The sequence below is a fragment of the Variovorax sp. P4_B10 genome, assembly GCF_056402375.1.
In genome coordinates, this window is record NZ_JBFUHN010000001.1 from 113415 (window position 1) to 133306 (window position 19892).

The window sequence follows — 19892 nt, forward strand, 5'->3', positions numbered from 1 at the left end:
GCGCTTCAATGCGCCTCGGCGGCGATGGCCTCCCGGATGCCTTCCTCGCGCAGCGGGTAGTCGGCGCCCGGCAGGTGCAGCGCGGCCTGGTCCGGCACGGGCGTGGCGCAGTCCTTGTGGATCACGCCGTCCTTCATCACCAGGTTGATCCGGGCGGGGTCGGTCAGCAGCGCCAGGTTCTTCAGCGGGTCGCCATCCACCAGGATGATGTCGGCCAGGAAGCCGGCCTTCAGCTGCCCGAGTTCGTCGGGCCGCAGCATGATCTGCCCGCCCAGGCTGGTGGCCGCGCGCAGCGCCTCCGCGGGCGTCATGCCGATGTAGTCGACGAAATACTGCAGGTCGTTGGCGTTGGTGCCGTGCGGCATCCAGGCAAAGCCGTAGTCGCCGCCCGGCAGGATGCGGATGCCGCGCTTGTGCATCTTGCGCAGCGATTCGGTGGCCACCTCGAGCTCGCGCTTGTAGCCCATGGTCTCGGCCACCGATTCGGTGATGCCGTACTCGGCCGCGTTGTAGGTCGTGCGAATGAGCCAGCCGATGCCGGGCGCGACGAAGTGCTTGTCCTTCGCGGCTTCGAGCATGTCGAGCGCTTCCTCGTCGGCAAAGCTCGCGTGGTAGACCATCTCGATGCCGTGCCGCACGCATTGCTTCACCGATTCGCTCGACCGCGCATGCGCCGCCATGCGCTTGCCATAGCGCTTGGCCTCCTGCGCGAGCATGGCCACTTCCTCTTCGGCGAAGGGTGACATTTCGGCGGGCAGGCCGGCGATGTATTCGCCCGACAGATTGATCTTCAAATGGTCCACGCCGTACTTGATGAAGGTGCGCGCCGAGCGGCGGATTTCTTCCGGCCCGCTGCAGACACTGCCGAAGCTCAGCTCCTCGAACTTCATGTGCGGCAGCGTGTTGTCGCCCAGCGCGCCGATGGTCGTGATCTCCTGGCTGCCGGCCAGGTAGCGCGGGCCGGGGAACTCGCCGGCGTCGATCGCGTTGCGCAGCACCACATCCAGCCGCGGCTTGGCGGCCGCGGCGCCGATGGCCGAGGTCCAGCCCATGTCGAGGTAGCGCTTGGCCACGCGCACGCACCACAGCATGTGTTCCTCGGGCGGCATGAACTGGATGGCGGCCAGCGAGGGCTGGTCGTTCCACGAGAAATGCGTGTGGGCTTCCGTCATGCCGGGCATCAGGAAGCGGCCCTTGCCGTCGATCACGCGGGCGCCTTCGATTTTCACGCGCTGCGGCGCGCGGGCCACCTCGACGATGCGTTTGCCCTCGACCAGCACTTCGCCCTTGAAGGTGGCGTCGCCGGTGCCGTCGAAGATGGTGACGTTGGTGAATGCGATGCGGTTCATGTCTTGTCTCCTCCGGCACTGGGCGGCCGGCTGTGGGGTTGATGAATCGGGGTTCGGTCTGAATCAGCGGATGGATGCGTGGAAGCGCTCGAGTTCCTGCATGCAGCGTTGCGGCTGCTCGAAGGTCGTCCAGTGGCCGCAGCCATCGAACACGACCTGCCGGCAGCCAGCGATGCGCGCGGCCACGGCCGCGACGTTGGCTGGCGGCGCCACGCCGTCCTGGTCGCCCGTCACGAGCAACGTGGGCACGGCAATGCGTTCGATGAGCGCCGACTGGGCAGCGGCCAGCACCTCGCAGTTCTGTGCATAGCCCTCGGGCGGCTGGCGCATCACGCTTTCGCGCACCAGTGCCAGCACTGCCGGCTGCGATGCCTTGGTTTCCTTGCTGGTCGCGCCCTTGACGATGGCATCGGCAATCTCCTGCATGCTGGCCGCGCCACCGCGTGCAGCCGCAGCCCGCGCGACGATGTTCGGGCGCGCGGCCTCGGGTGGCGCGACGAGCGGGCCGAAGAGGGCGAGCGACCGCACCTTGGTCGGGTTGCGCACCGCAAGGTGCTGGGCCACGATGGTTCCGAGCGAATGGGCAATGACGTGCACCGATTCCACACCGAGGCCTGCCAGCAACGCTTCGAGCGATACCGCATGGCTTTCGATGGACAACGCTGTTCCCGCAGGCAACGCCGAGCGCGCGCTCCCGGCCAGGTCGGGACGAATCACCTTGAAGCCCGTGAGCGCAGGCAGCAGCGGCGTCCAGGTGTTCGACGAGCCGCCAAGTCCATGGATGCAGAGCAGGGCGTCGCCGTCACCGTCGATCTCGACGGCCAGGCTGTTCATGAAGTGCGTGGTCATGCGGCGCCTCAGACGAACCTGTTTTCGATGGCGCCCAGGCCGTCGATCTCGATGCGCACGACGTCTCCCGCCTTCAGGTAGCGCGGTGGTTTCATGCCCATGCCCACGCCGGCCGGCGTGCCGGTGGCAATCACATCGCCCGGGTACAGCGTGATGCCGCGCGAGATGGTCTCGATCAGCGTGGGGATGTCGAAGATCATGTTCTCGGTCGGCCCGTCCTGGCGCAGTTCGCCGTTGACCCAGCAGCGCACGCGCGTCCTGGTGCCGTCGAACTCGTCGGCCGTCGCGATCCACGGGCCCATCGGGCAGAAAGTGTCGAAGGACTTGCCCATGTCCCATTGCTGGTGGCGCATCTGCACGTCGCGGGCAGTGACGTCGTTGACGACCGTGTAGCCGAACACGTGATCGAGCGCGGCGGCACGGCCGATGTTCTTGCCGCCCTTGCCGATCACCACCGCCAGCTCGGCCTCGTAGTCGATCTGCGTCGAGATGTCGCTGGGCACCAGCACGTCGTCGTGCGGCCCCACCACGCACTCGGGCACCTTGGTGAAGACGATGGGCCAGGACTCGGGGTTTTCGTCGTTGTCCTTGAAGACCGAGGCCGACAGCTCCCTGGCATGCGCGTGGTAGTTGCGGCCCACGCACCAGAGATTGCGGCGCGGCTGCGGCAGCGGCGCGTCGAGGGTCACCTGTGAGAGTTGCAGCGCGGGCCCTGCGGATGCCGGCAGCTTGCCGCCAGCCGCGAGCGATTCGATGATGCCGAGCGCGCCGCGTGCGGACTGGGCCTTGTCGAGCGCGAGCGGGGTGACGGTTTTCCCGTCGGCGGAAACGAGTCCGACGTGCCGTTGGCCGTCGACGAGATAGGTGGCGATGCGCATGGAGGGTCTCCTTCAGTAGGTCAGCTGTGGTGCCAGTTCGCGGTGCCTGGAATGGCGTCCGCTGTCGATGGACCCACTTTAGAAAGAGGGGCCTGCGGGCGCTTATCGCCGCATCCGGCGACGTATCAGGGAGTCTGGTGATGTCCTAAGGACTTACCCGAGGCGGTGCTTGCGCGGCGGTTGGCAGCGCAAACAATCGCACTCATCCGGTCTTCGAGGAGTCATCCCATGGCAGAGGCGTATGCGCTTCATGAAGGAGCGTTCGGCACGGCGATCGTTCTGGAAGCGCGTGCCAACCTGGTAGCGCATGCGCATTCCGAAACCCAGCTGGCGTTGTGGCTGGGCGGTGCGCGCGCGGTGGCGCACGTCGGCGCGGACACCGTGCCCTACGGCGAGAACATTGCGCTGGGCGTCAATGCCTTCGAAGCGCACGACATGGTGCTGCAGGACGACAGCGGCTCGTGCCTCTTCCTGGTGTTCATGCTGTCGAAGGACTGGCTGGAAACGCTGAGCCATGCGAAGGGGCGCAGCTTCCGGTTTCCTTCGCCGCGGGTGCCCATCAGTGCCGCGCTGCGGCGTTCCTGCTGGCGCGTGCTGGACCTGATCATCTCTCCCGATGGATTGCGCGAAACCATCGACGACGAGGTCGAGCGTCTGCTCGAGGCTGCCATTGCGGCATCGGGTGTGGGCGGCGATGCACCGGCTTCGGTCGGCGTGGGCGTGATGCTCGACCACCGGCTGCGCGGCGCCATCGCGCACATGCGCGAACACGTTTCCGAAAAGACGACCATCGACGAGATTGCGGCAAAGGTTGGCCTGTCGCGTGCGCATTTCTTTGCCCTGTTTCGCGACCAGCTCAACACCACGCCGCAGGTCTTCTGGAGCGGTGTGCGTGTGGAGGAAGCCATGCGGCGCGTTGCCGAAGGCGGTGCCCTCACTGACGTGGCGTTGGACCTCGGCTTCTCGGCGCCGGGCAACTTCTCGCGCTTCTTCAAGGAGCACACGGGGGTCTCGCCTTCGATCTTCCGGCGCGCGGCACGGGACCCGTTGCCCGTCACCGTGACGGGCATCCCGAGGGACTGACGGCGCGAGGCAGGGGAGATGGGGCGAGGCAGCGCGGTCCGTTGTATCGTGTGGCCCATGCATCGCCTGCCACGTTTGCCTGAATTCTGGAAATGCGCTTTTGCGGGCGCCGCGTGGGCGGTGATCTCGCTCGGCGCTTGCGCTGCGGCGGAGACCAGTTCCGCGCCGGCCCAGGCGCTCAGGGCCACCCACCAGCGCCTGAGCGACAAGCTCGACCGCAGCAGCTTCGGACGCCCCGTGCAGCTCGACTCGAGAGAGACCCCCGGTGGGCTCGAGGGCGACATCTATGCCGTCATCGAGCATCCGCTGCCGAAAGTCAGCGCCGCATTCACAAGCTCGGACCACTGGTGCGAGCTGCTCACCCTGCACATCAACAACCGCCGCTGCCGCGTGAGCACCACGCCGCAGGGGCGCGAGACGCTGACGCTCTACGTCGTGCGGCGCTACGACCAGCCGATCGACCAGGCCTTCGAGCTGCCCTTCGTGTACCGCGTGGCGAGCGCGACGCCCGAGCACCTAGCGGTCGAACTCTCGGCCGCCAGCGGGCCGCTGGGCACGAGCAACTACCGCGTCACGCTCGAGGCCGTGGCGCTCGACGAGCGCAAGAGCTTCGTCCATTTCAGCTACAGCTACGACCACAACATGATGGTGCGGCTCGCCACCCAGGCCTACCTGGCGACATTCGGCAGTGACAAGGTGGGTTTCACGGTGGTGGGCAAGGCGGCCGATGGCAAGCCCGAGTACATCGCCGGCCTGCGAGGGCTGGTGGAGCGCAACGCGATGCGCTACTTCCTCACGCTCGACGCCTACCTGTCGACCGACGCCGCGGACGCGGCCGAGCGCCGGCAGCGCCACTGGTTCGCGGGGGCCGAGCGGTACCCGCGGCAGCTGCACGAGGTCGATCTGGAAACCTACCTCGCGCTCAAGCGCGAGGACCGGCAGCGCGACGGCACCGGCCGCTGAATTCACGGGCTTGTCACATGCCACGGCGCTAATCGCCGGGGCCTGTGCCTGTTGTGCAGGTGCACAACAAGGACAAGCAATGAAAAGAGGATCGAGGATGGGGTGGCTGGCGCTGGTGGGTGTCGGCGCTCTGGTCAGTGCCTGCGGTGGCGGCAGCGGCGGTGGAGGGGGATGGGCGTTTCCCATCGGCGGCGGTGGTGGCGGCGGCACGAATCCGCCGCCGGTGGCCCAGTCGAAGACCGGCACCTTCCTCGACGCGGCCGTCGAGGGGCTCGACTACACGGCAGGCAGCAGCGCCAAGGCCAGCACCAATGCGAACGGCGAATTCGCCTGCAAGGACGGCGAGACCGTGGCTTTCAGCGCCGGTGCGCTCGTGCTCGGCAGCGCTGCCTGCGGTGTCGCGATCACGCCGTTGAATCTGGCAGGCGGCACCGACGTGAAGGCCGACGCGGTCGTCAACCGTCTGCTCGCGCTGCAGAGCTTCGACGAGGACCGCGATCCGTCGAACGGCATTCGCCTGGCCCCGGCGCTGAAGGCTGCGCTCACGGCCGGCGCGCTCGATTTCAGCGCCGCGGCCGACAGCTTCAATACCGCGCTCAATGCGGTGCTCGCAGGGCTGCCCGCTCCCTACAATGCCCGCATGGTCGATTCAAGCCGCCGCATGCTGGCGCGCGAACACTTCGAAAACACGCTGGCTTCGCGCCTCGCCGCACCGGTGACCGAAGCCTCGACGCAGACCAACGCGCTCGGCGCCATCGGCATCGGCGTCACCCGCTACCAGCTGCAGGCCGATGCCAGCTTCAACGTGCCCTACGAGGGCGACAACGAGAAGACCCGGGCCGACTTCCCCACGGGCTTCCTGCCGGCCTATGGCTCGGGCCTGGCGTTCAAGGGCAAGGCCGACGACGGCACGCTCGAGTTCTACGCGATCACCGACCGCGGCCCGAACGGCGACGGCCCGACCGCGCCCGTGCCCAACGGCGGGGGCGCCACCAACATCAGCAAGGTGTTCCCGGCACCGTCGTTCGCGCCGAGCTTCGGTATCGTGCGCATCGGCAAGACCGGCGCGGTGCTCGCATCGAGCCTGCCGCTCAAACTCGATGCCAACAGGAAGATCACGGGCCTGCCGCCGCAGTCGGGCGTGGGCTCGACCGGCGAAACGCCGCTGACCGACCGCTACAGGTTCGATGCCGCCAAGGCGAACTACGACGCCAACGGCCTCGACCCCGAGACGCTGGTGCTCGACAAGGCGCGCAACGTGCTCTGGACCAGCGACGAGTACGGCCCCTTCATCGCACGCATCAACATCGCGACCGGCGTGATCGAGAAGAAGTACGCCCCCGGCAGCGGCGCCGCCGACCTGCCGCTGGTGCTCGCGCAGCGCCGCCCCAACCGCGGCATGGAGGGGCTGACGCTCGACGCTGCCAATGGCAAGCTGCACGGCTTCCTGCAGAGCCCGATCGATCCGAAKGACGGTGCGGGCAAGTCGATCCAGGCCACACCACCGGGCGGCAGCAAGACCGACGTGCGTCACATCGCGAAGTTCACGCGCTGGCTCGCGTTCGACCCGGCCACCGAGACCTCGAAGCTCTACGCCTACCCGATCGACGGCAGCCAGTACGACAAGAACCGCACCGGCAACGCCAAGCTCGGCGACGTGGTGAGCCTGGGCAACGGCCGTTTCATCGTGATCGAGCAGGGTGCGCGCAAGAGCGACGCCAAGGTGTTCAACAAGCTGATGCTGGTCGAGCTGCCGGCCGACGCGACGGACATCGCGGCCTTCGACCACAACCTCGAGATCAGCAGCATCACGCAGGCGCCGTCGGGTGCCGCCGATTACGCGACCGTGGTGACGATGCGCAAGACCGAGCTGCTCGATCTCAACGCACTGGGCTGGCTGGCCGAGAAGGCCGAGGGCCTGACCGTGGTGGACGACCAGACGCTGGCGCTGGTGAACGACAATGACTTCGGCGTCGGCACGATCCTGCTCGATGCCGACGGCAAGACCGTCGTCGGCAGCATCGAAGACTGCACGGTGGATGCGGCCGGCGCGATCATCGCCAAGTGCCCGCCCGGCGTGACGGGCGCGCGCATCACGCGCGGCAGCGACCTCGAGCGGCCGACGCGCATCTGGCTCATCAAACTCGATCGCAAGCTGAGCGAACTGCGCCTGTGATCAGCCGGCCAGCGTGAGCAGCGGCACGTCGCGCTCGCGGCCCATGGCCTCGAGCTCGGCGCGCGTGCGGGCCGCCAGCCAGGCGGCCAGGGCTTCGTGCGTGGCCGTCGCCATCATGTCGGGCGGCGCCACGCCCGCCGCTTCGCAGAGGCGGGCCGCGAAATGCGGCTCCAGTGCCGCGACCGCCACGCGGCCATCGGCACAGGGGTAGACGCGGTAGCCCGCGTGGGCGCCGCCGACCGCGCCCGCCGGCTGCGTCAGGCCCCAGGTGCGCGGCAGCGCCAGCCAGTCGGCCGAAGCGTTCAAGGCCACTTCGAGGTAGACGCCTTCGGCCTTCTCGCCGCCATGGGCGCGCAGCAACATGGCCTTCAGCACCGCCTCGCTCGCGAGCAGGGCGCCACCCATGTCGGCATAGAGCGTGGGTGGCAGCTCGGTGCCGGTCACGAGGCCGCTTTCCGCGAGGTAGGTCAGGTCGTGGCCCGGCTCCTCGGCGCGCTCGCCCGGCGCGCCGACGATGGCCACCTGCGACAGCGACGGATGGCGCGCCTGCAGCGCGGGCCAGTCGAGGCCCAGCTTGCGCAGCGCGGAAGGGCGGAATGAAGTGAGCAGCACATCCGTCTTCGCGAGTTCGGCGTGCAACTGCTGCTGTCCCGCTTCGGTCTTGAGGTCGGCGGTCTCGACGGCGATGCCTTCGTGCAACGCGGCGTAGGCCGCCTGGTTGTAGAGACCCATCGGGTCGCCGCCCGGCGGTTCGAGCTTCAGGCAGGCGGCGCCCATTCCGCGGCAGCGCAACAGGGCCGCAGGGCCGGGCAGGTTGAGTGCGAGGCTCAGGACGCGGACGCCCGCGAGCGGCTGGAAGGAGGAGGCAGCGGGACTTGGCATGGGGCTATATCCGGAGAACAGGTCGGCCGCCATTCTCACTTGGCGCGGGGAGCCAGATTTCGCAAGCCGCGACACCGGCAGCGCGCGTAGCATGCGTCATGGCAGCGCTCCCGCCTTGCCGCTGCCTCAACGACCAAGGAGACCCACCATGTTCGAAGCTTCCCTGATGAATGGCCAGCGCATCCTCGTGACCGGCGGCGGCACCGGCCTCGGCCGCGCGATGGCCGAGCGCTTCCTGAGCCTGGGCGCCGACGTCGCCATCTGCGGGCGGCGCCAATCGGTCTGCGAGGAAACCGCGGCCGAGTGGCGCCAGCAGTTCCCGGGCCGGCGTATCGACACCTTCGGCGTCGACATCCGCATCGCGCAGAGCGTCGACGAAATGGTCGAGAGCCTGTTCCAGAGCGGTGGCCTCACCGGGCTCATCAACAACGCCGCAGGCAACTTCGTGGCCCCGACCGAGAGCCTCTCGCCGCGCGCCTTCGACGCGATTGCCAACATCGTCTTCCACGGCAGCTTCTACGTGACGCAGGCCGTGGGCAAGCGCTGGGTGGCCCAGGCGAAGTCGGGCCAATGGAAGCCGGGCGATGCCTTCCGCAGCGTGATGAGCATCATCGTGACCTGGGTCGACAACGGCAGTCCTTACGTGGTGCCTTCGGCCATGAGCAAGGCCGGCATCGAGGTGATGACCAAGTCGCTGGCGGTGGAGTGGGCGCGCCACGGCATCCGCCTGAATGCCGTCGGCCCCGGCGAGATTCCCACCGAGGGCATGAGCAAGCGCCTGAACCCCGGCGAAGAGCCCGGCGCGCGCAGCAAGCAGACCAACCCGATGGCGCGCACCGGCCGCATGAGCGAGCTGCAGAACCTCGCGGCCTTCCTGATGGCGCCGGGCCAGTGCGACTGGCTCACGGGCCAGAGCATCATGATGGACGGCGGCAATGCGCTGGCCACAGGCGGCAACTTCTACGAACTGCGCCAGTGGAGCGACGCCGACTGGCTGGCCGCGCGCGAACGCATCGAGGCGCAGAACCAGAAGGACAAGGCACAGCGCTGAGTCGGTCTACTTCTTCGGCGGTTTCGCCGCGTGCACGGTGACGTGCTTCTGCACCGGGCTCGACAGCACCAGCGAGGTGGTCACGGCGCCATCCACCGCCAGCGCATCCACCACGCGCTGCAGATCGGCCGGCTCGGCGATGGCGCAGCGCACGAAGAAGCAGTCTTCGCCGGTCACGCGATCGGCGCTCAGCACTTCGGGCATCTCCTCGAAGAGCTTCAGGTACCTTGCAATGCCTGCGTGCGAGGTCTGGACGCGGATGATGGCCTGCAGCCCCAGGCCCAGCGCACGCAGGTTGACGCGGGCGCCATAGCCCTCGATCACCCCCGCATCCTCGAGCTTGCGCACGCGCTCGCTCATGGCGGGCTGCGAGAGGCCGATGCGCTTGCCGAGTGCGGCCAGGCTCTGGCGGGCATCGGTTTGCAGGGCTTCGAGGATCAGACGATCCTTCTTGTCGAGGTTCATGGTGTGTACGTGTTCCGCAAGATGCCGCGGCCGATGGGTGATCGGTTTTCGGCGTCGATTTTCGATGGATTGCCATTCAACGCGAACGAGGTGCCCGCTATCGTGGCGCACATCTTTCAGGAGAAAACAATGCAACTCGTCGGCATGCTCGATTCACCCTATGTGCGCCGCGCCGCCATTTCGCTGCGGCTGCTCGGTATTCCCTTCGAGCACCGCTCGCTGTCGGTCTTCAGCACCTTCGAACAGTTCCGCGCGATCAACCCGCTGGTGAAGGCGCCGACGCTCGTGTGCGACGACGGCACGGTGCTCATGGACTCCACGCTGATCATCGACCACGCGGAAACGCTGAGCGGCCGCCGCCTGATGCCCGCCGCCCCGGCCGAGCGGCTGCGCGCCCTGCGCATCACCGGGCTGGCATTGACCGCCTGCGAGAAGGCCGTGCAGATCGTCTACGAGCGCAAGCGCCCGGCCGAGGTCCAGTACCCGCCGTGGATCGACAGGGTGCGGGGGCAGCTGAATGCGGCGTACGCCGCGCTTGAACACGAGCTGGCCGCGGCGCCGTTGCCGGCCGAGGAATCGGCGATGACGCAGGCCGGCATTTCGACGGCCGTGTCCTGGGCGTTCACGCAGCTGGTCGCGCCCGACGCCGTCGAACCCGGGGCGTTCCCGCTGCTGGCGGCGTATTCCGCGCGCGCGGAAAGCCTGCCGGTGTTCCTGGCTGCGCCCCAGGTGTGATTCAGGCCGCGATGTCCGCGCCGCGCTCGGCCAGCAGGCCGCGCAGCAGCGAGCGGTGGCAGCGCGATTCGTCCTCGCAGTAGCAGCCGACCGACAGGGCCGTGCCGTGCGAGAGGGCAGCGAGCAGGTCGAGGCTGCGGCTCGCATCGGCCTCGGCCATCTCGGCCTTGTACTTGCGCATGAAGGCGTTCCATTGCGCGGGTGTTTCCGCCTCCTGGCCCAGCTTCATCGTCTCGGCCGAAGGCGCGAGGTTGGGGTACCACACGTCGTACCAGTTCTGCGAGGCGAACTCGGTCTTCGGAACCCCGCGCGGCGGACGGCGGACGGTGCCGACGCGCAGGCCCTCGCCGGGTGCGCGCGGTGTGCCGAGGCGAACGATGCGGATGCTCATGGCGGGTCCTTCCTTTTGTCTTGTCTCGATGTCGTGCTTCAGGTGCCGACGATACCGCCGTCGCGCCGCCGGATCGCCAGCGTCGCCGAGCGGGGCCGTGCGCTGCCGGGCGTCGTGCCGTCGGGCCATGCGCTGTTGGGCGTGGTGCTGCCATCGTCGCGCGCCTCGCCCGGATGCTGGATGTTGACGAACAGCGTGCGGCGGTCCGGCGTGACCACGCAGCCCGTGATCTCGCTGCCGTTGGGCCCGGTCAGGAAGCGCTGGATGCGTCCTGTGGATGGGTCGGCGCACAGCATCTGGTTGTTGCCCAGCGACGCGTAGGCCGGCTTGCCGATCACCTGGCCGCTCATGTCGGTCTGGATCCAGAGCAGGCCGCCGCTGTCGAAGTGCAGGCCGTCGGGGCAGCCGAACATGTCGGCGTCGCCGGAGGGATAGCGCGCGCCGCTGCCGGGCTGTGCGGGATCGCCGGCGAGCGCGAAGTGGTCCCAGGCGAAGCCGGTGCTCGCCGCATCGCTGCCGTCCTCGCGCCAGCGCAGGATGCCGCCGAAGAGGTTGTTGGCGCGCGGGTTGGCAGCGTCGGGGCCCGGCTTGCCGGCGTCGCCGCGCTGGCTGTTGTTGGTGAGGGTGACGTACACCTCGCCGCTTTGCGGATGCACCGCGATCCATTCGGGGCGGTCCATCTTCGTGCCGCCCACGGTGTCGCCCGCGAGGCGCGCATGGATCAGCACCCCGGCCTGGTCTGCAAAGCCGCTGCCTGCGCCGAGACCGTTGCGGCCGTGCGTGAGTTCGAGCCACTGGCCGCGGCCTCCTTCGTCGTAGCGGRCGACGTAGAGCGTGCCGTCGTCGAGCAGGTGGCGGTTCGCGGCGCGTGCTGCCGCGCCGGTGCCGGGACGCACTTTCTCGCGGCTGATGAACTTGTAGATGTATTCGAAGCGCGAGTCGTCGCCCATGTAGACCACCACGCGGCCATCCTTGGCGAGCGTGCAGGTGGCGCTCTCCTGCCGCTTGCGGCCGAGCGCGGTGCGTTTGACGGGCGTGGACGCGGGGTCGAAGGGATCGATCTCCACCACCCAGCCGAAGCGGTGCGGCTCGTTCGGATGGCGGCTCAGATCGAAGCGTTCGTCGAAGCGCCAGTACTCGGCCCATTGCGTGCCCGGCACCGTGCCGTAGCGCTGCTGCGCGGCCGTCGCACCTTGCGCGGCTTCTTTCGGTCCGCCGAAGTAGCCATGGAAGTTTTCTTCGCATGTCAGGTAGGTGCCCCAGGGTGTGACGCCCATGGCGCAGTTGGCGAAGGTGCCGAACACCTGGTCGCCGGCCGGGTTGGCGGCGGTGCGCATCAGCGGCGTGCCTGCGGCCGGGCCGGCGATGCGCATGGGCGTGTTGCCGTGCACGCGGCGCGCAAAGGGCGAGGGCTGCACCTGCTGCCAGCCGGCCGGTGTGCGGCGGATCTCGATCACCGACACGCCCATCGCGTGGAGCGATTTGCGCACCTTGTCCGCAGTCCACACCTTGATGCCGTCGGTGTGCAGCAGCTGCTCGTCGGTGTATTCGTGGTTCATCACGAGCAGGCCGCGGTCGCCGCTTGCATCGAGCGCGAAGAAGTGCATGCCGTCGTGGTGCATGCCTGCCTGCACCGCCTGGTCGGCCGCGCTGTTGCCGGCGTCCGGCGCGAAGGCCGGCATCTGTCCCGCAATGCCCGTGGGCGTGCCCCAGGGGTAGAGCAATTGCCACTCGTATTCGGGCGGCACGACGACAGCATCGCGCAGGGAGGCGGGCACGCCGGTGAAACCGGGCGCATGGCCGGTGCGCGCCGTCGAAGGCAGCGTGCAGCCCTGTCCGAACAGCGCCACCACGGCGGCGGCGGAGCCCGATTGAAGAAGAAAGTGACGGCGGTCCAGCGGCATGGCGGATGTGTTGGAGTGGCGACAGGCGCCATCATCGCCCAGCGGCCACGCCGGGCGATACTGGTGCCAGAACCGACAAGGAGACATGGAATGACCGATCGCATCGAATGGACCCGCCACCCCGACGGCGTGGTGGAACTGCAGCTGGCGCGCGCCGACAAGATGAACGCGCTCGACCCTGCGATGTTCGACGCCCTGATCGAAGCCGGCGAAGCCCTGCGCGACGATGCGGCGGCGCGCGCAGTGGTGATCTCGGGCCGCGGCAAGGCTTTCTGCGCGGGCCTCGACATGGCTTCCTTCGAGCGCATGCAACAGGGCGCAGGCGCAGGCGTGCTCGGGGAGGGCGCGGCGGGTGCCGACCTGCTCCAGCGCACCCACGGCATCTCGAACGCAGCGCAGCAGGTCGCCATGGTCTGGCGCGAAGTGCCGGTGCCGGTCATCGCTGCCGTGCATGGCGTGGCCTTCGGCGGCGGTCTTCAGGTGGCGCTGGGCGCGGACATCCGCATCGTCGCGCCCGACACCAGGCTTTCGGTGATGGAGATCAAGTGGGGCCTGGTGCCCGACATGGCCGGCATGGTGCTGATGCGCGAACTGGCGCGCAGCGACGTGGTGCGCGAACTCACGTTCACCGGCCGGGTTTTTTCGGGTGAAGAGGCGCTGCGGATCGGCTTTGCCACGCGGCTGTCGGCCGACCCGCTGGCCGAGGCCCTGCAGATGGCGCACGAGATCGCCGGCAAGAGCCCCGATGCCATCCGCGCCGGCAAGCGCTTGCTCAACGCCTCGCTGGCGCAAAGTGCCGCGGAGCTGCTGATGGCCGAATCGGTCGAGCAAAAGGCCCTGATCGGCAGCCCGAACCAGGCCGAAGCCGTGAAGGCCAACATGGAGCGGCGCGCGCCGCGCTTCAGCCCTCCTGCCTGACCGAGCGGCCTGCGCCGCGCCGCCTCACCCGCGCATCGGGGCCGATGCGCGAGCCCTGCTTTTTCCCGGATCTTCCAGCATCCCGGGTGCCTGAATATTCAGCATTCAACACACACTAAGTGTCTTCGTGTAAGAATTAAGTAGTTGTTTTATGGGAAAGATGGACGGAAATGGAGTCAATTTGTGTGCAGAAGGTCACGTCTTTCCGAGGCGCAACCCTTGGAAGGATGGCTCCGGAGACCACCGTCATCAACAATTGAACGCTTTGCTTAGCGGCGGCGATCCCGCATGTCGACGACCACGTTTTTTTGTAACCTCAGCGTGCCCATCCTGGTGGGCGAGGATCGCTACAAGTACATCCCCATCGTGGGGGTTTTTCGCAGCATTCCGTTCGATCAAGTCGACGAATGGGTGATGAATCCCGACGGCGGGCCGCGCAGCGACCGCGAACTCGCGGCCGAAGTTCTTGTCGAGATCCGCAAGCCACTCGGAACGAGTGGACGCACGGCGCCGCACGCTTTCGACGTGGCCGACATCCTGCAACTGGATCGTGCGGCCGCGATCGTCGTGTCGACCTACCTCGCAGCGCTGCCCCGCGTCTGACGCCTCTCCGCGCCCGAGCAGCACGCCGCTGCCCGCTTCAGGACGCAATCGCCCCCACCGCCCAGTAGAACGTCGGCCTTGCTCCGTTGAGCAGGTGATCCCCGACCACGCGCCCCTTGTAGATCGTCGGGTTGTGCGACGCCAGCGTGCGCGCATTGCGCCAGTGGCGGTCGAGCCGGCGGTCTTCCTGCAGCGCCGAGGCGCCGCCGATGTCGAAGAGCCGGGTGCCGGCCTGGAGCACCGCGTCGACGATGCCGGCCTGCGCCTTGGCGGTGTTGAGCTCCACCTCGAACAACAGGCTTTCGGGAACGGCTTCACCGCGCTGGCGGAAGCGGTCGACCTCGCCAAGACCGCGGGCCACGGCCTGCACGGTGGAGGTTGCGATGAAGGCGGTGCTTGCGAGTTGGCCGATGACCTGCTGCACCAGCGGATCTTCGCGCGGCGTGTCGCCGCTGCCGTGGCTGTAGACGCGCTTGCGCGGCTGCACGAAGGCGACCGCATCGCGCACGATGGCGCGCGCAATGCCCGCCAGCGTGGCGAGGTGCGTCAGCTGGAAGTGCGCGGTGAGCGGCGTGGGCTGGTCGCGCACGTAGAGCAGCACGTTCTCGGGCTTCACGCGCACATTCCGGAAGCGGGTGGTGCCCGACGCACTCAGGCGCTGGCCGAAGCCGCGCCAGTCGTCGACGCGCGCCACGCCGGCAGCCTCCGAGGGCACGAGCGCAATCACGCGGTCGCTGCTGCCGTCAGTATTCAGGCGCTGGGCCGAGACCGAGATCCAGTCGGCATAGAGCGTGCCGGTGCTGTAGTACTTGTCGCCATCGAGCCGCCAGGCATCGCCGTCGCGCGACAGCGTGGTCTGCATGGCGCCGAGCGCGCCTTCGCCGAGTTCGGTGGTGGCGTTGCCGAAGATTGCGCCATCGGCCGCGAGGCGCATCCACGGGCCGTGCAGCGCCGGGTCGATCTCCGCGAGCAGCCGCTCGATGAAGCCGAAATGCGCGCGCAGGATCTGGGGCAGGTTGGAGTCGGCTTCGCCGAGCTCGATGAGCAGGTCGTACAGCTGTTCGACCGAGGCGCCGAGGCCGCCGTATTCGGCGGCCACGCGCAACGCGCCGAAGCGCTCGGCGTTGAGCCAGGCCACGGGTTCGTAGGCGAGCTCGCGTTCGTTCTCGCGCCGGGCGGCGTGCTCGGCGATGCGGCTGAAGATCGGGCGAAAGCGGTCGGCGAGTTGCTGCGAGGAGGGGGCTGCCGCAAGGGCGGGTGCGGCGGTGCGAGGCGCCGGGCGCGTCGGCGTGTCTTGGATGGATTCCATGGAGACCGGGCGGCCCGGAGGGCGCCCTGGAAAAAGAGATACAGGCGCAGGACTGTGCCCCCGCAGCGCCTCTCCTGGGAAATACGCTTTTCGAGTTTCCTTATGCCGGGCGCCGCGGCCTACCGCTTGCCGCGCGCGTCGACCGGCCAGATCGCGACCAGCGTGTCGCCTTCGACCACGTGGTACGCGTCATGCAGGTTCACCGTCGGATCGCAGTGCGGCGTCACGAACTCGATGCGCGCACCGAGCGCGGGCCGCGGTCCCGCGAACATCAGCTTGCCGTGCTCGTCGCCGAAGAAAGCATAGCGGCTTGCGGCATCGACGCCCTGCGCGACGATCGGCACGCCGCTGTCGGTCGAGAAGCACTTGGTGCCGCCGTCGACCGTCACCCATTCCGCCGCGTTGGTGCTGACCACCGCGGTCTGCACGAACAGCGAGGTCTCGAAGGGCGAAGGCTGCGTGCCGGAGGCGAGCACCTGCGCATATTCCGCGTCCATGAAGACATAGGAGCCGGCCTGCAGTTCGGTGAAGGCGTTCTCCTGCGCGTCGAGGTCGTGCGTGCCGGTGCCGGCGCCCGTGACGATTTCAAAATGCAGGCCTTGGCGCCGGGCCGCGGCGACGATGCCCGCCACGGTTTCGCGCAGGCCGGCCGCGGCCGCGCTGCGCCGGTCGCGTTCGACGATGTGCTGCAGGTTGCCGGCATAGGCCTGCAACCCGCGCAAGCGCAGCCGGGGCTCGGCGGCGATGAGCGCCGCCAGTTCGAGCACCTGCGCCTCGGTGGCCGCGCCGGTGCGGTTGTAGCCGGCGCCGTAGTCGACCAGCACGTCGAGCGGATGGGTGAGGCCGGCCGCGGCCTGCGCCAGGTCGGCGGCGTTGCGCGGGTTGTCGACCACCACCATCACGCCGCCCGGCACCGCATGCTGCGCGAGCGTCACGAGGCGCGCGATCTTGCTCGGCGTGACGGCTGGCGAGGTGATCAGCACGCCGCGGATGCCCGCGTCGACCATGATCTCCGCCTCGCCCATCGTGACGCAGCTCACGCCGACGGCGCCCGCGGCCACCTGGCGCCGCGCGATCTCGACCGACTTGTGCGTTTTCACATGCGGCCGCAGCCCGATGCCGCGCGACTTGGCGAAGGCCGCCATGCGCTCGATGTTGCGCGTCATCGCGGGCAGGTCGATCAGCAGCGCGGGCGTGTCGAGGGACTGGCGGCCGCCGGGAACGCCGATCAGGGGCGTGTTGACTAGCTGCGCGAGGGGCATGGGGGAAGCCTTTGTCGTTGGATTGAGGGGTGCGGTGCAGGAAGCGCCCCGCTGCGAAATGATCGCATCGAAATGCCTGCCCGATCCGCTGCCTAGGCCGAGCGCGAAGGCGTGCGGTGGTGCGTTGGGCGCCTGAGCGCCAGCCACCACAGGAGCGCTGCGTTGACCGCCCAGCTGCCGGCCAGCAGCAGGAGTGCGGTGTAGGCCACGCCGGGCTCCAGGTCCAGGGTCGCCAGGCTCAGCGACCAGGGAAGGCCGCCGACGATGGCGAGAAGCATGGTTGCGTCGCTTTCGGGGGCGAACACGCTGCCCAGGACGCAGACGACGCCGGCGACCGTGTAGGCCAGCGCGGCGAGGCGCCATCGGGCGTGTGGGTGCGGCCGTGAAATCGCGGTAGGCATGCCGCAAGCATCGCCGATTGCGGGGCAGGCCGCGAAGGCTTGTTGCGCGAAGGCACGTAGTGTTTTGGCGATGGCTGCGCTAGCGATTTGCCAATTTCTGCACGGTGGGCGCAATGGGTGCGGGTGGCAGCGCCGTTTCGATGCCGAGCGCCAATGCCAGCAGCGCGATGTCCGAGCCTGCGGCGCCGGTCAGCTCCAGCCCCGCCGGAAGTCCTTCGCGGGTCAATCCCATCGGCAGGCTCAGGGCCGGCAACCCCGCCATGCCGGCCGGGCCGGTGTTGCGGATGTAGGTCGAGAAGGCGGAGGCGGGGCGGCCGCACAGCGTCACTTCCACGTCTTCGCCGATGCGCGCGGCAGTCAGCGGGCTGGTCGGGAACACGAGTGCGGCGATGCTGTGCCGGGCGAAGCAGTGGCGATAGGCCGCCTGCATGCGCGGGCGCAAGGTATGCAGCGCGTGGGTGTAGGCCTCGGCGGTGATCGCAGTCGGGCCGAACAGGCGCTCGAAGAGCGGGCGGACGTCGGGGCTCGCGACGGCATCGGTGAGCGCCCGCGCATCGAAAGGCCGGTCGTGGCGCGCGAAGTACGCGGCCAGTGCGGGCAGGATCTCGTAGAGCGAGATCGACATCGACCCCTCCTGGAAGAGCGCGCCGGCTTCGGCCAGATCGCACGGCACCAGCACGGCGCCTGCGGCGCGCAGCCGTTCGAGGCTCGCGCGGGACAGCTCGGCGACCGGCGGATCGATGTCTTCCCAGAAGCAGGCCTCCGGCACGCCGAGGCGCACGCCCGCGAGCGGCGCCGGGGTCAGCCGCGCCGGGCTGCCGGTGACTGCGTGATCGGTCAGCACGCAATCGTCCACGCTGCGCGCCATGACGCCGGCCGTGTCGAAAGTCGGCGAGATCGGCACCAGGCCCTCGTCCGGCCAGCGGTGCACCGTGGGCCTGAAGCCCACCAGCCCGCAATGCGCCGCCGGTACGCGCACCGAGCCGCCCGTGTCGGTGCCGATGGCGACCGGTGCGGCGCGCAGGCCCAGCAGCGCCGCGTTGCCGCCGCTGGAGCCGCCCGTGATGCGCGTGCTGTCGAAGGGATTGCGCGATGGCCCGAAGCCGTGGTTGTGGCCGGTGACGCCTTGCGACCACTCGTGCAGGTTCGTCTTGCCGAGCGCCAGTGCGCCCGCATCGAGCAGCCGCTGCGTCACGCGCGCGGACAGGTGCGGGCGGTGGTCCGCCATCCAGGGGCTGCCGGCCGTGGTGGGCATGCCGGCGACGTCGATGTTGTCCTTGAAGGCGAGAGGCACGCCGTAGAGGGGCCGCGTCCCCGGTGCCGGCCGTGGCGAGGCATCGAGCGCTGCTGCGGCGGCGCGAAGCTGTTCAGGGTCGAGGTGGAGCAGGGCGCCGAACGGGGCGATGGCCTCGGCGCGCTGCAGCAACGCCTCCGCATAGTCCGCAACGCGCAACTCGCCGCGTGCCATCTGCTCGGTGGCCTCGCGGGCAGAGAGAGCGGTCAGCGCATGGATTCGGGTCATGTCGGGTTCGAAGTTGGGGCAGAAGCTGCAGGCCGGTGCAGGTTTTGGGCCAATTCACGCCTTCAGGTCTCGAAAAACGCATTGAAAATGCATGGCATGGATACTGCTTAAAGAGTTTTTTGTATTCATGAGGCCTTCCAATGTCTTTCGAGTCCTTGCGTATCCTGGCTGCCGTCGCCGCATCGATGGCTCTTCTGGCGGGCATGCCCGCGTCTGCCGCGGAGAAGGTGTCGGTGCGCCTCAAGTGGCTGGCGCAGGCGCAGTTCGCGGGCTTCTACGTGGCCAAGGCCAAGGGCTTCTATGAACAGGGCGGCCTCGACCTGACGATCAACCCCGGCGGCCCCAACCTCAACGTCGAGACGCTGGTGGCCTCGGGCAACGACACCTTCGGCCTCGCCGGCGGCACCGAGACCGTGCTGCTGGCCCGCGAGAAGGGCTTGCCGCTGGTGTGCATCGGCGTGACCGTGCAGAACACGCCCTTCACCTATGTCACCTACAAGGATTCCGGCATCACCAAGGTGAAGGATTTCGCGGGCAAGAAGGTCGCGACCTGGTTCACGGGCACGCAGTACACGCTCTATTCGATGCTGGCCTCGGCCGGCGTGAAGCAGTCCGATCTGACCATCGTGCCGCAGTCGGGCTCGATGGCGCCCTTCGTCGAGAAGCAGTTCGACGTGGCCGCCGCCACCTACTACAACGAGCTCAACACGCTCAAGGCGCAGGGCCTGGGCGACAAGCTCACGCTCATCAAGCCCGACGACTATGGCGTGATCGTGCAGCAGGACACGGTGCTCGTGTCCGAGAAGTACCGCAACGAGAAGCCGCAGCAGGTGCAGGCCTTCATGAACGCCACCATCAAGGGCTGGAAGTACGCGCTGCAGAACAAGAAGGAGGCCATCGACATCATCATGGCCGCCGCCCCGAGCCTGAACCGCGCGCACCAGGAAGCCATGCTCGACGAGTTCGAGAAGCTCGTGAAGGCCGGCAAGGGCAGCACCGACGGCATCCTGGCCATCGACCTGCCGACCGTCGAGAAGATGCAGGCCCAGCTCGTCGGCTACAAGGCTCTGAAGGCCCCGGCCGATCTGTCGAAGGCCTACGACGCCAGCTTCTGGACCCAGGTGCCCGCCGCCGACAAGAAGTTCTGAGCC

The 19892-nt window shown here is 68.4% G+C and carries 19 protein-coding genes; 8 read left to right on the top strand and 11 right to left on the bottom strand.

The window, feature by feature from the left end; all coding sequences use genetic code 11:
* Positions 1 to 5 precede the first annotated feature (5 nt).
* From AC1DXX_RS00555 to AC1DXX_RS00565, 3 genes are all read right to left on the bottom strand, one after another.
* Entirely contained in the window at positions 6 to 1349 is a 1344-nt protein-coding gene (locus AC1DXX_RS00555) for a metal-dependent hydrolase family protein (protein ID WP_478132209.1), read from the bottom strand.
* Between the two features lie 63 nt (positions 1350 to 1412).
* The gene (locus AC1DXX_RS00560) at positions 1413 to 2198 is read right to left on the bottom strand and encodes an alpha/beta fold hydrolase (protein WP_478132210.1); all 786 of its coding nucleotides are present in this window, start codon (positions 2196 to 2198) and stop codon (positions 1413 to 1415) included.
* Between the two features lie 8 nt (positions 2199 to 2206).
* Positions 2207 to 3076 carry a fumarylacetoacetate hydrolase family protein gene (locus AC1DXX_RS00565; protein ID WP_478132211.1) on the bottom strand — a complete coding sequence of 290 codons (870 nt, stop codon included), beginning with the start codon at positions 3074 to 3076 and terminating at the stop codon, positions 2207 to 2209.
* 228 nt (positions 3077 to 3304) lie between these two features.
* On the opposite strand from AC1DXX_RS00565, the gene AC1DXX_RS00570 reads away from it, so the two are divergent.
* The 3 genes from AC1DXX_RS00570 to AC1DXX_RS00580 all read left to right on the top strand — a co-directional run bounded on the left by AC1DXX_RS00570 (position 3305) and on the right by AC1DXX_RS00580 (position 7298).
* Complete coding sequence (locus AC1DXX_RS00570) at positions 3305 to 4159, top strand: helix-turn-helix domain-containing protein (protein ID WP_478132212.1); 855 nt, start codon at positions 3305 to 3307, stop codon at positions 4157 to 4159.
* 57 nt (positions 4160 to 4216) lie between these two features.
* Entirely contained in the window at positions 4217 to 5122 is a 906-nt protein-coding gene (locus tag AC1DXX_RS00575; RefSeq protein ID WP_478132213.1) for a hypothetical protein, read from the top strand.
* Between the two features lie 79 nt (positions 5123 to 5201).
* Positions 5202 to 7298 (top strand): esterase-like activity of phytase family protein, encoded by a 2097-nt coding sequence (locus AC1DXX_RS00580; RefSeq protein ID WP_478132214.1) that lies wholly within the window; start codon positions 5202 to 5204, stop codon positions 7296 to 7298.
* Here AC1DXX_RS00580 and AC1DXX_RS00585 read toward each other — a convergent pair whose 3' ends face one another.
* The gene (locus tag AC1DXX_RS00585; RefSeq protein ID WP_478132215.1) at positions 7299 to 8180 is read right to left on the bottom strand and encodes a CoA transferase; all 882 of its coding nucleotides are present in this window, start codon (positions 8178 to 8180) and stop codon (positions 7299 to 7301) included.
* Between the two features lie 148 nt (positions 8181 to 8328).
* Between AC1DXX_RS00585 and AC1DXX_RS00590 the strand changes: the two genes are divergently transcribed.
* On the top strand, positions 8329 to 9231 hold the full coding sequence (locus tag AC1DXX_RS00590; protein ID WP_478132216.1) for an SDR family oxidoreductase: 903 nt from the start codon (positions 8329 to 8331) through the stop codon (positions 9229 to 9231).
* Positions 9232 to 9237: 6 nt separating this feature from the next.
* Here the strand turns inward: AC1DXX_RS00590 and AC1DXX_RS00595 are convergent, their stop codons facing one another.
* Positions 9238 to 9696, bottom strand: coding sequence for an Lrp/AsnC family transcriptional regulator (locus tag AC1DXX_RS00595; protein ID WP_478132217.1), 459 nt, complete (start codon positions 9694 to 9696; stop codon positions 9238 to 9240).
* Between the two features lie 129 nt (positions 9697 to 9825).
* On the opposite strand from AC1DXX_RS00595, the gene AC1DXX_RS00600 reads away from it, so the two are divergent.
* The gene (locus AC1DXX_RS00600) at positions 9826 to 10431 is read left to right on the top strand and encodes a glutathione S-transferase family protein (protein WP_478132218.1); all 606 of its coding nucleotides are present in this window, start codon (positions 9826 to 9828) and stop codon (positions 10429 to 10431) included.
* Position 10432: 1 nt separating this feature from the next.
* Here the strand turns inward: AC1DXX_RS00600 and AC1DXX_RS00605 are convergent, their stop codons facing one another.
* Together AC1DXX_RS00605 and AC1DXX_RS00610 are read right to left on the bottom strand one after the other, a co-directional pair.
* Positions 10433 to 10822, bottom strand: a complete 390-nt coding sequence (locus tag AC1DXX_RS00605) for a DUF488 domain-containing protein (protein WP_478132219.1) — start codon at positions 10820 to 10822, stop codon at positions 10433 to 10435.
* Positions 10823 to 10860: 38 nt separating this feature from the next.
* On the bottom strand, positions 10861 to 12726 hold the full coding sequence (locus tag AC1DXX_RS00610) for a PhoX family protein (RefSeq protein WP_478132220.1): 1866 nt from the start codon (positions 12724 to 12726) through the stop codon (positions 10861 to 10863).
* Positions 12727 to 12816: 90 nt separating this feature from the next.
* On the opposite strand from AC1DXX_RS00610, the gene AC1DXX_RS00615 reads away from it, so the two are divergent.
* Both AC1DXX_RS00615 and AC1DXX_RS00620 read left to right on the top strand, forming a co-directional pair.
* On the top strand, positions 12817 to 13644 hold the full coding sequence (locus tag AC1DXX_RS00615) for a crotonase/enoyl-CoA hydratase family protein (protein WP_478132221.1): 828 nt from the start codon (positions 12817 to 12819) through the stop codon (positions 13642 to 13644).
* Positions 13645 to 13932: 288 nt separating this feature from the next.
* Positions 13933 to 14247 carry a hypothetical protein gene (locus AC1DXX_RS00620; RefSeq protein WP_478132222.1) on the top strand — a complete coding sequence of 105 codons (315 nt, stop codon included), beginning with the start codon at positions 13933 to 13935 and terminating at the stop codon, positions 14245 to 14247.
* Between the two features lie 37 nt (positions 14248 to 14284).
* Here the strand turns inward: AC1DXX_RS00620 and AC1DXX_RS00625 are convergent, their stop codons facing one another.
* The 4 genes from AC1DXX_RS00625 to iaaH all read right to left on the bottom strand — a co-directional run bounded on the left by AC1DXX_RS00625 (position 14285) and on the right by iaaH (position 18741).
* On the bottom strand, positions 14285 to 15556 hold the full coding sequence (locus tag AC1DXX_RS00625) for an acyl-CoA dehydrogenase family protein (protein ID WP_478132223.1): 1272 nt from the start codon (positions 15554 to 15556) through the stop codon (positions 14285 to 14287).
* A gap of 119 nt (positions 15557 to 15675) precedes the next feature.
* A complete protein-coding gene (locus AC1DXX_RS00630; RefSeq protein WP_478132224.1) occupies positions 15676 to 16818 on the bottom strand; it encodes a DSD1 family PLP-dependent enzyme in 1143 nt (380 codons plus the stop codon).
* A 92-nt stretch (positions 16819 to 16910) separates the two neighbouring features.
* Positions 16911 to 17219: a hypothetical protein gene (locus tag AC1DXX_RS00635; RefSeq protein WP_478132225.1), complete on the bottom strand. Its 309-nt coding sequence runs from the start codon at positions 17217 to 17219 to the stop codon at positions 16911 to 16913.
* A gap of 79 nt (positions 17220 to 17298) precedes the next feature.
* Entirely contained in the window at positions 17299 to 18741 is a 1443-nt protein-coding gene (iaaH, locus tag AC1DXX_RS00640) for an indoleacetamide hydrolase (protein ID WP_478132226.1), read from the bottom strand.
* A 140-nt stretch (positions 18742 to 18881) separates the two neighbouring features.
* On the opposite strand from iaaH, the gene AC1DXX_RS00645 reads away from it, so the two are divergent.
* Positions 18882 to 19889, top strand: coding sequence for an ABC transporter substrate-binding protein (locus AC1DXX_RS00645; RefSeq protein ID WP_478132227.1), 1008 nt, complete (start codon positions 18882 to 18884; stop codon positions 19887 to 19889).
* Positions 19890 to 19892: the final 3 nt, after the last annotated feature.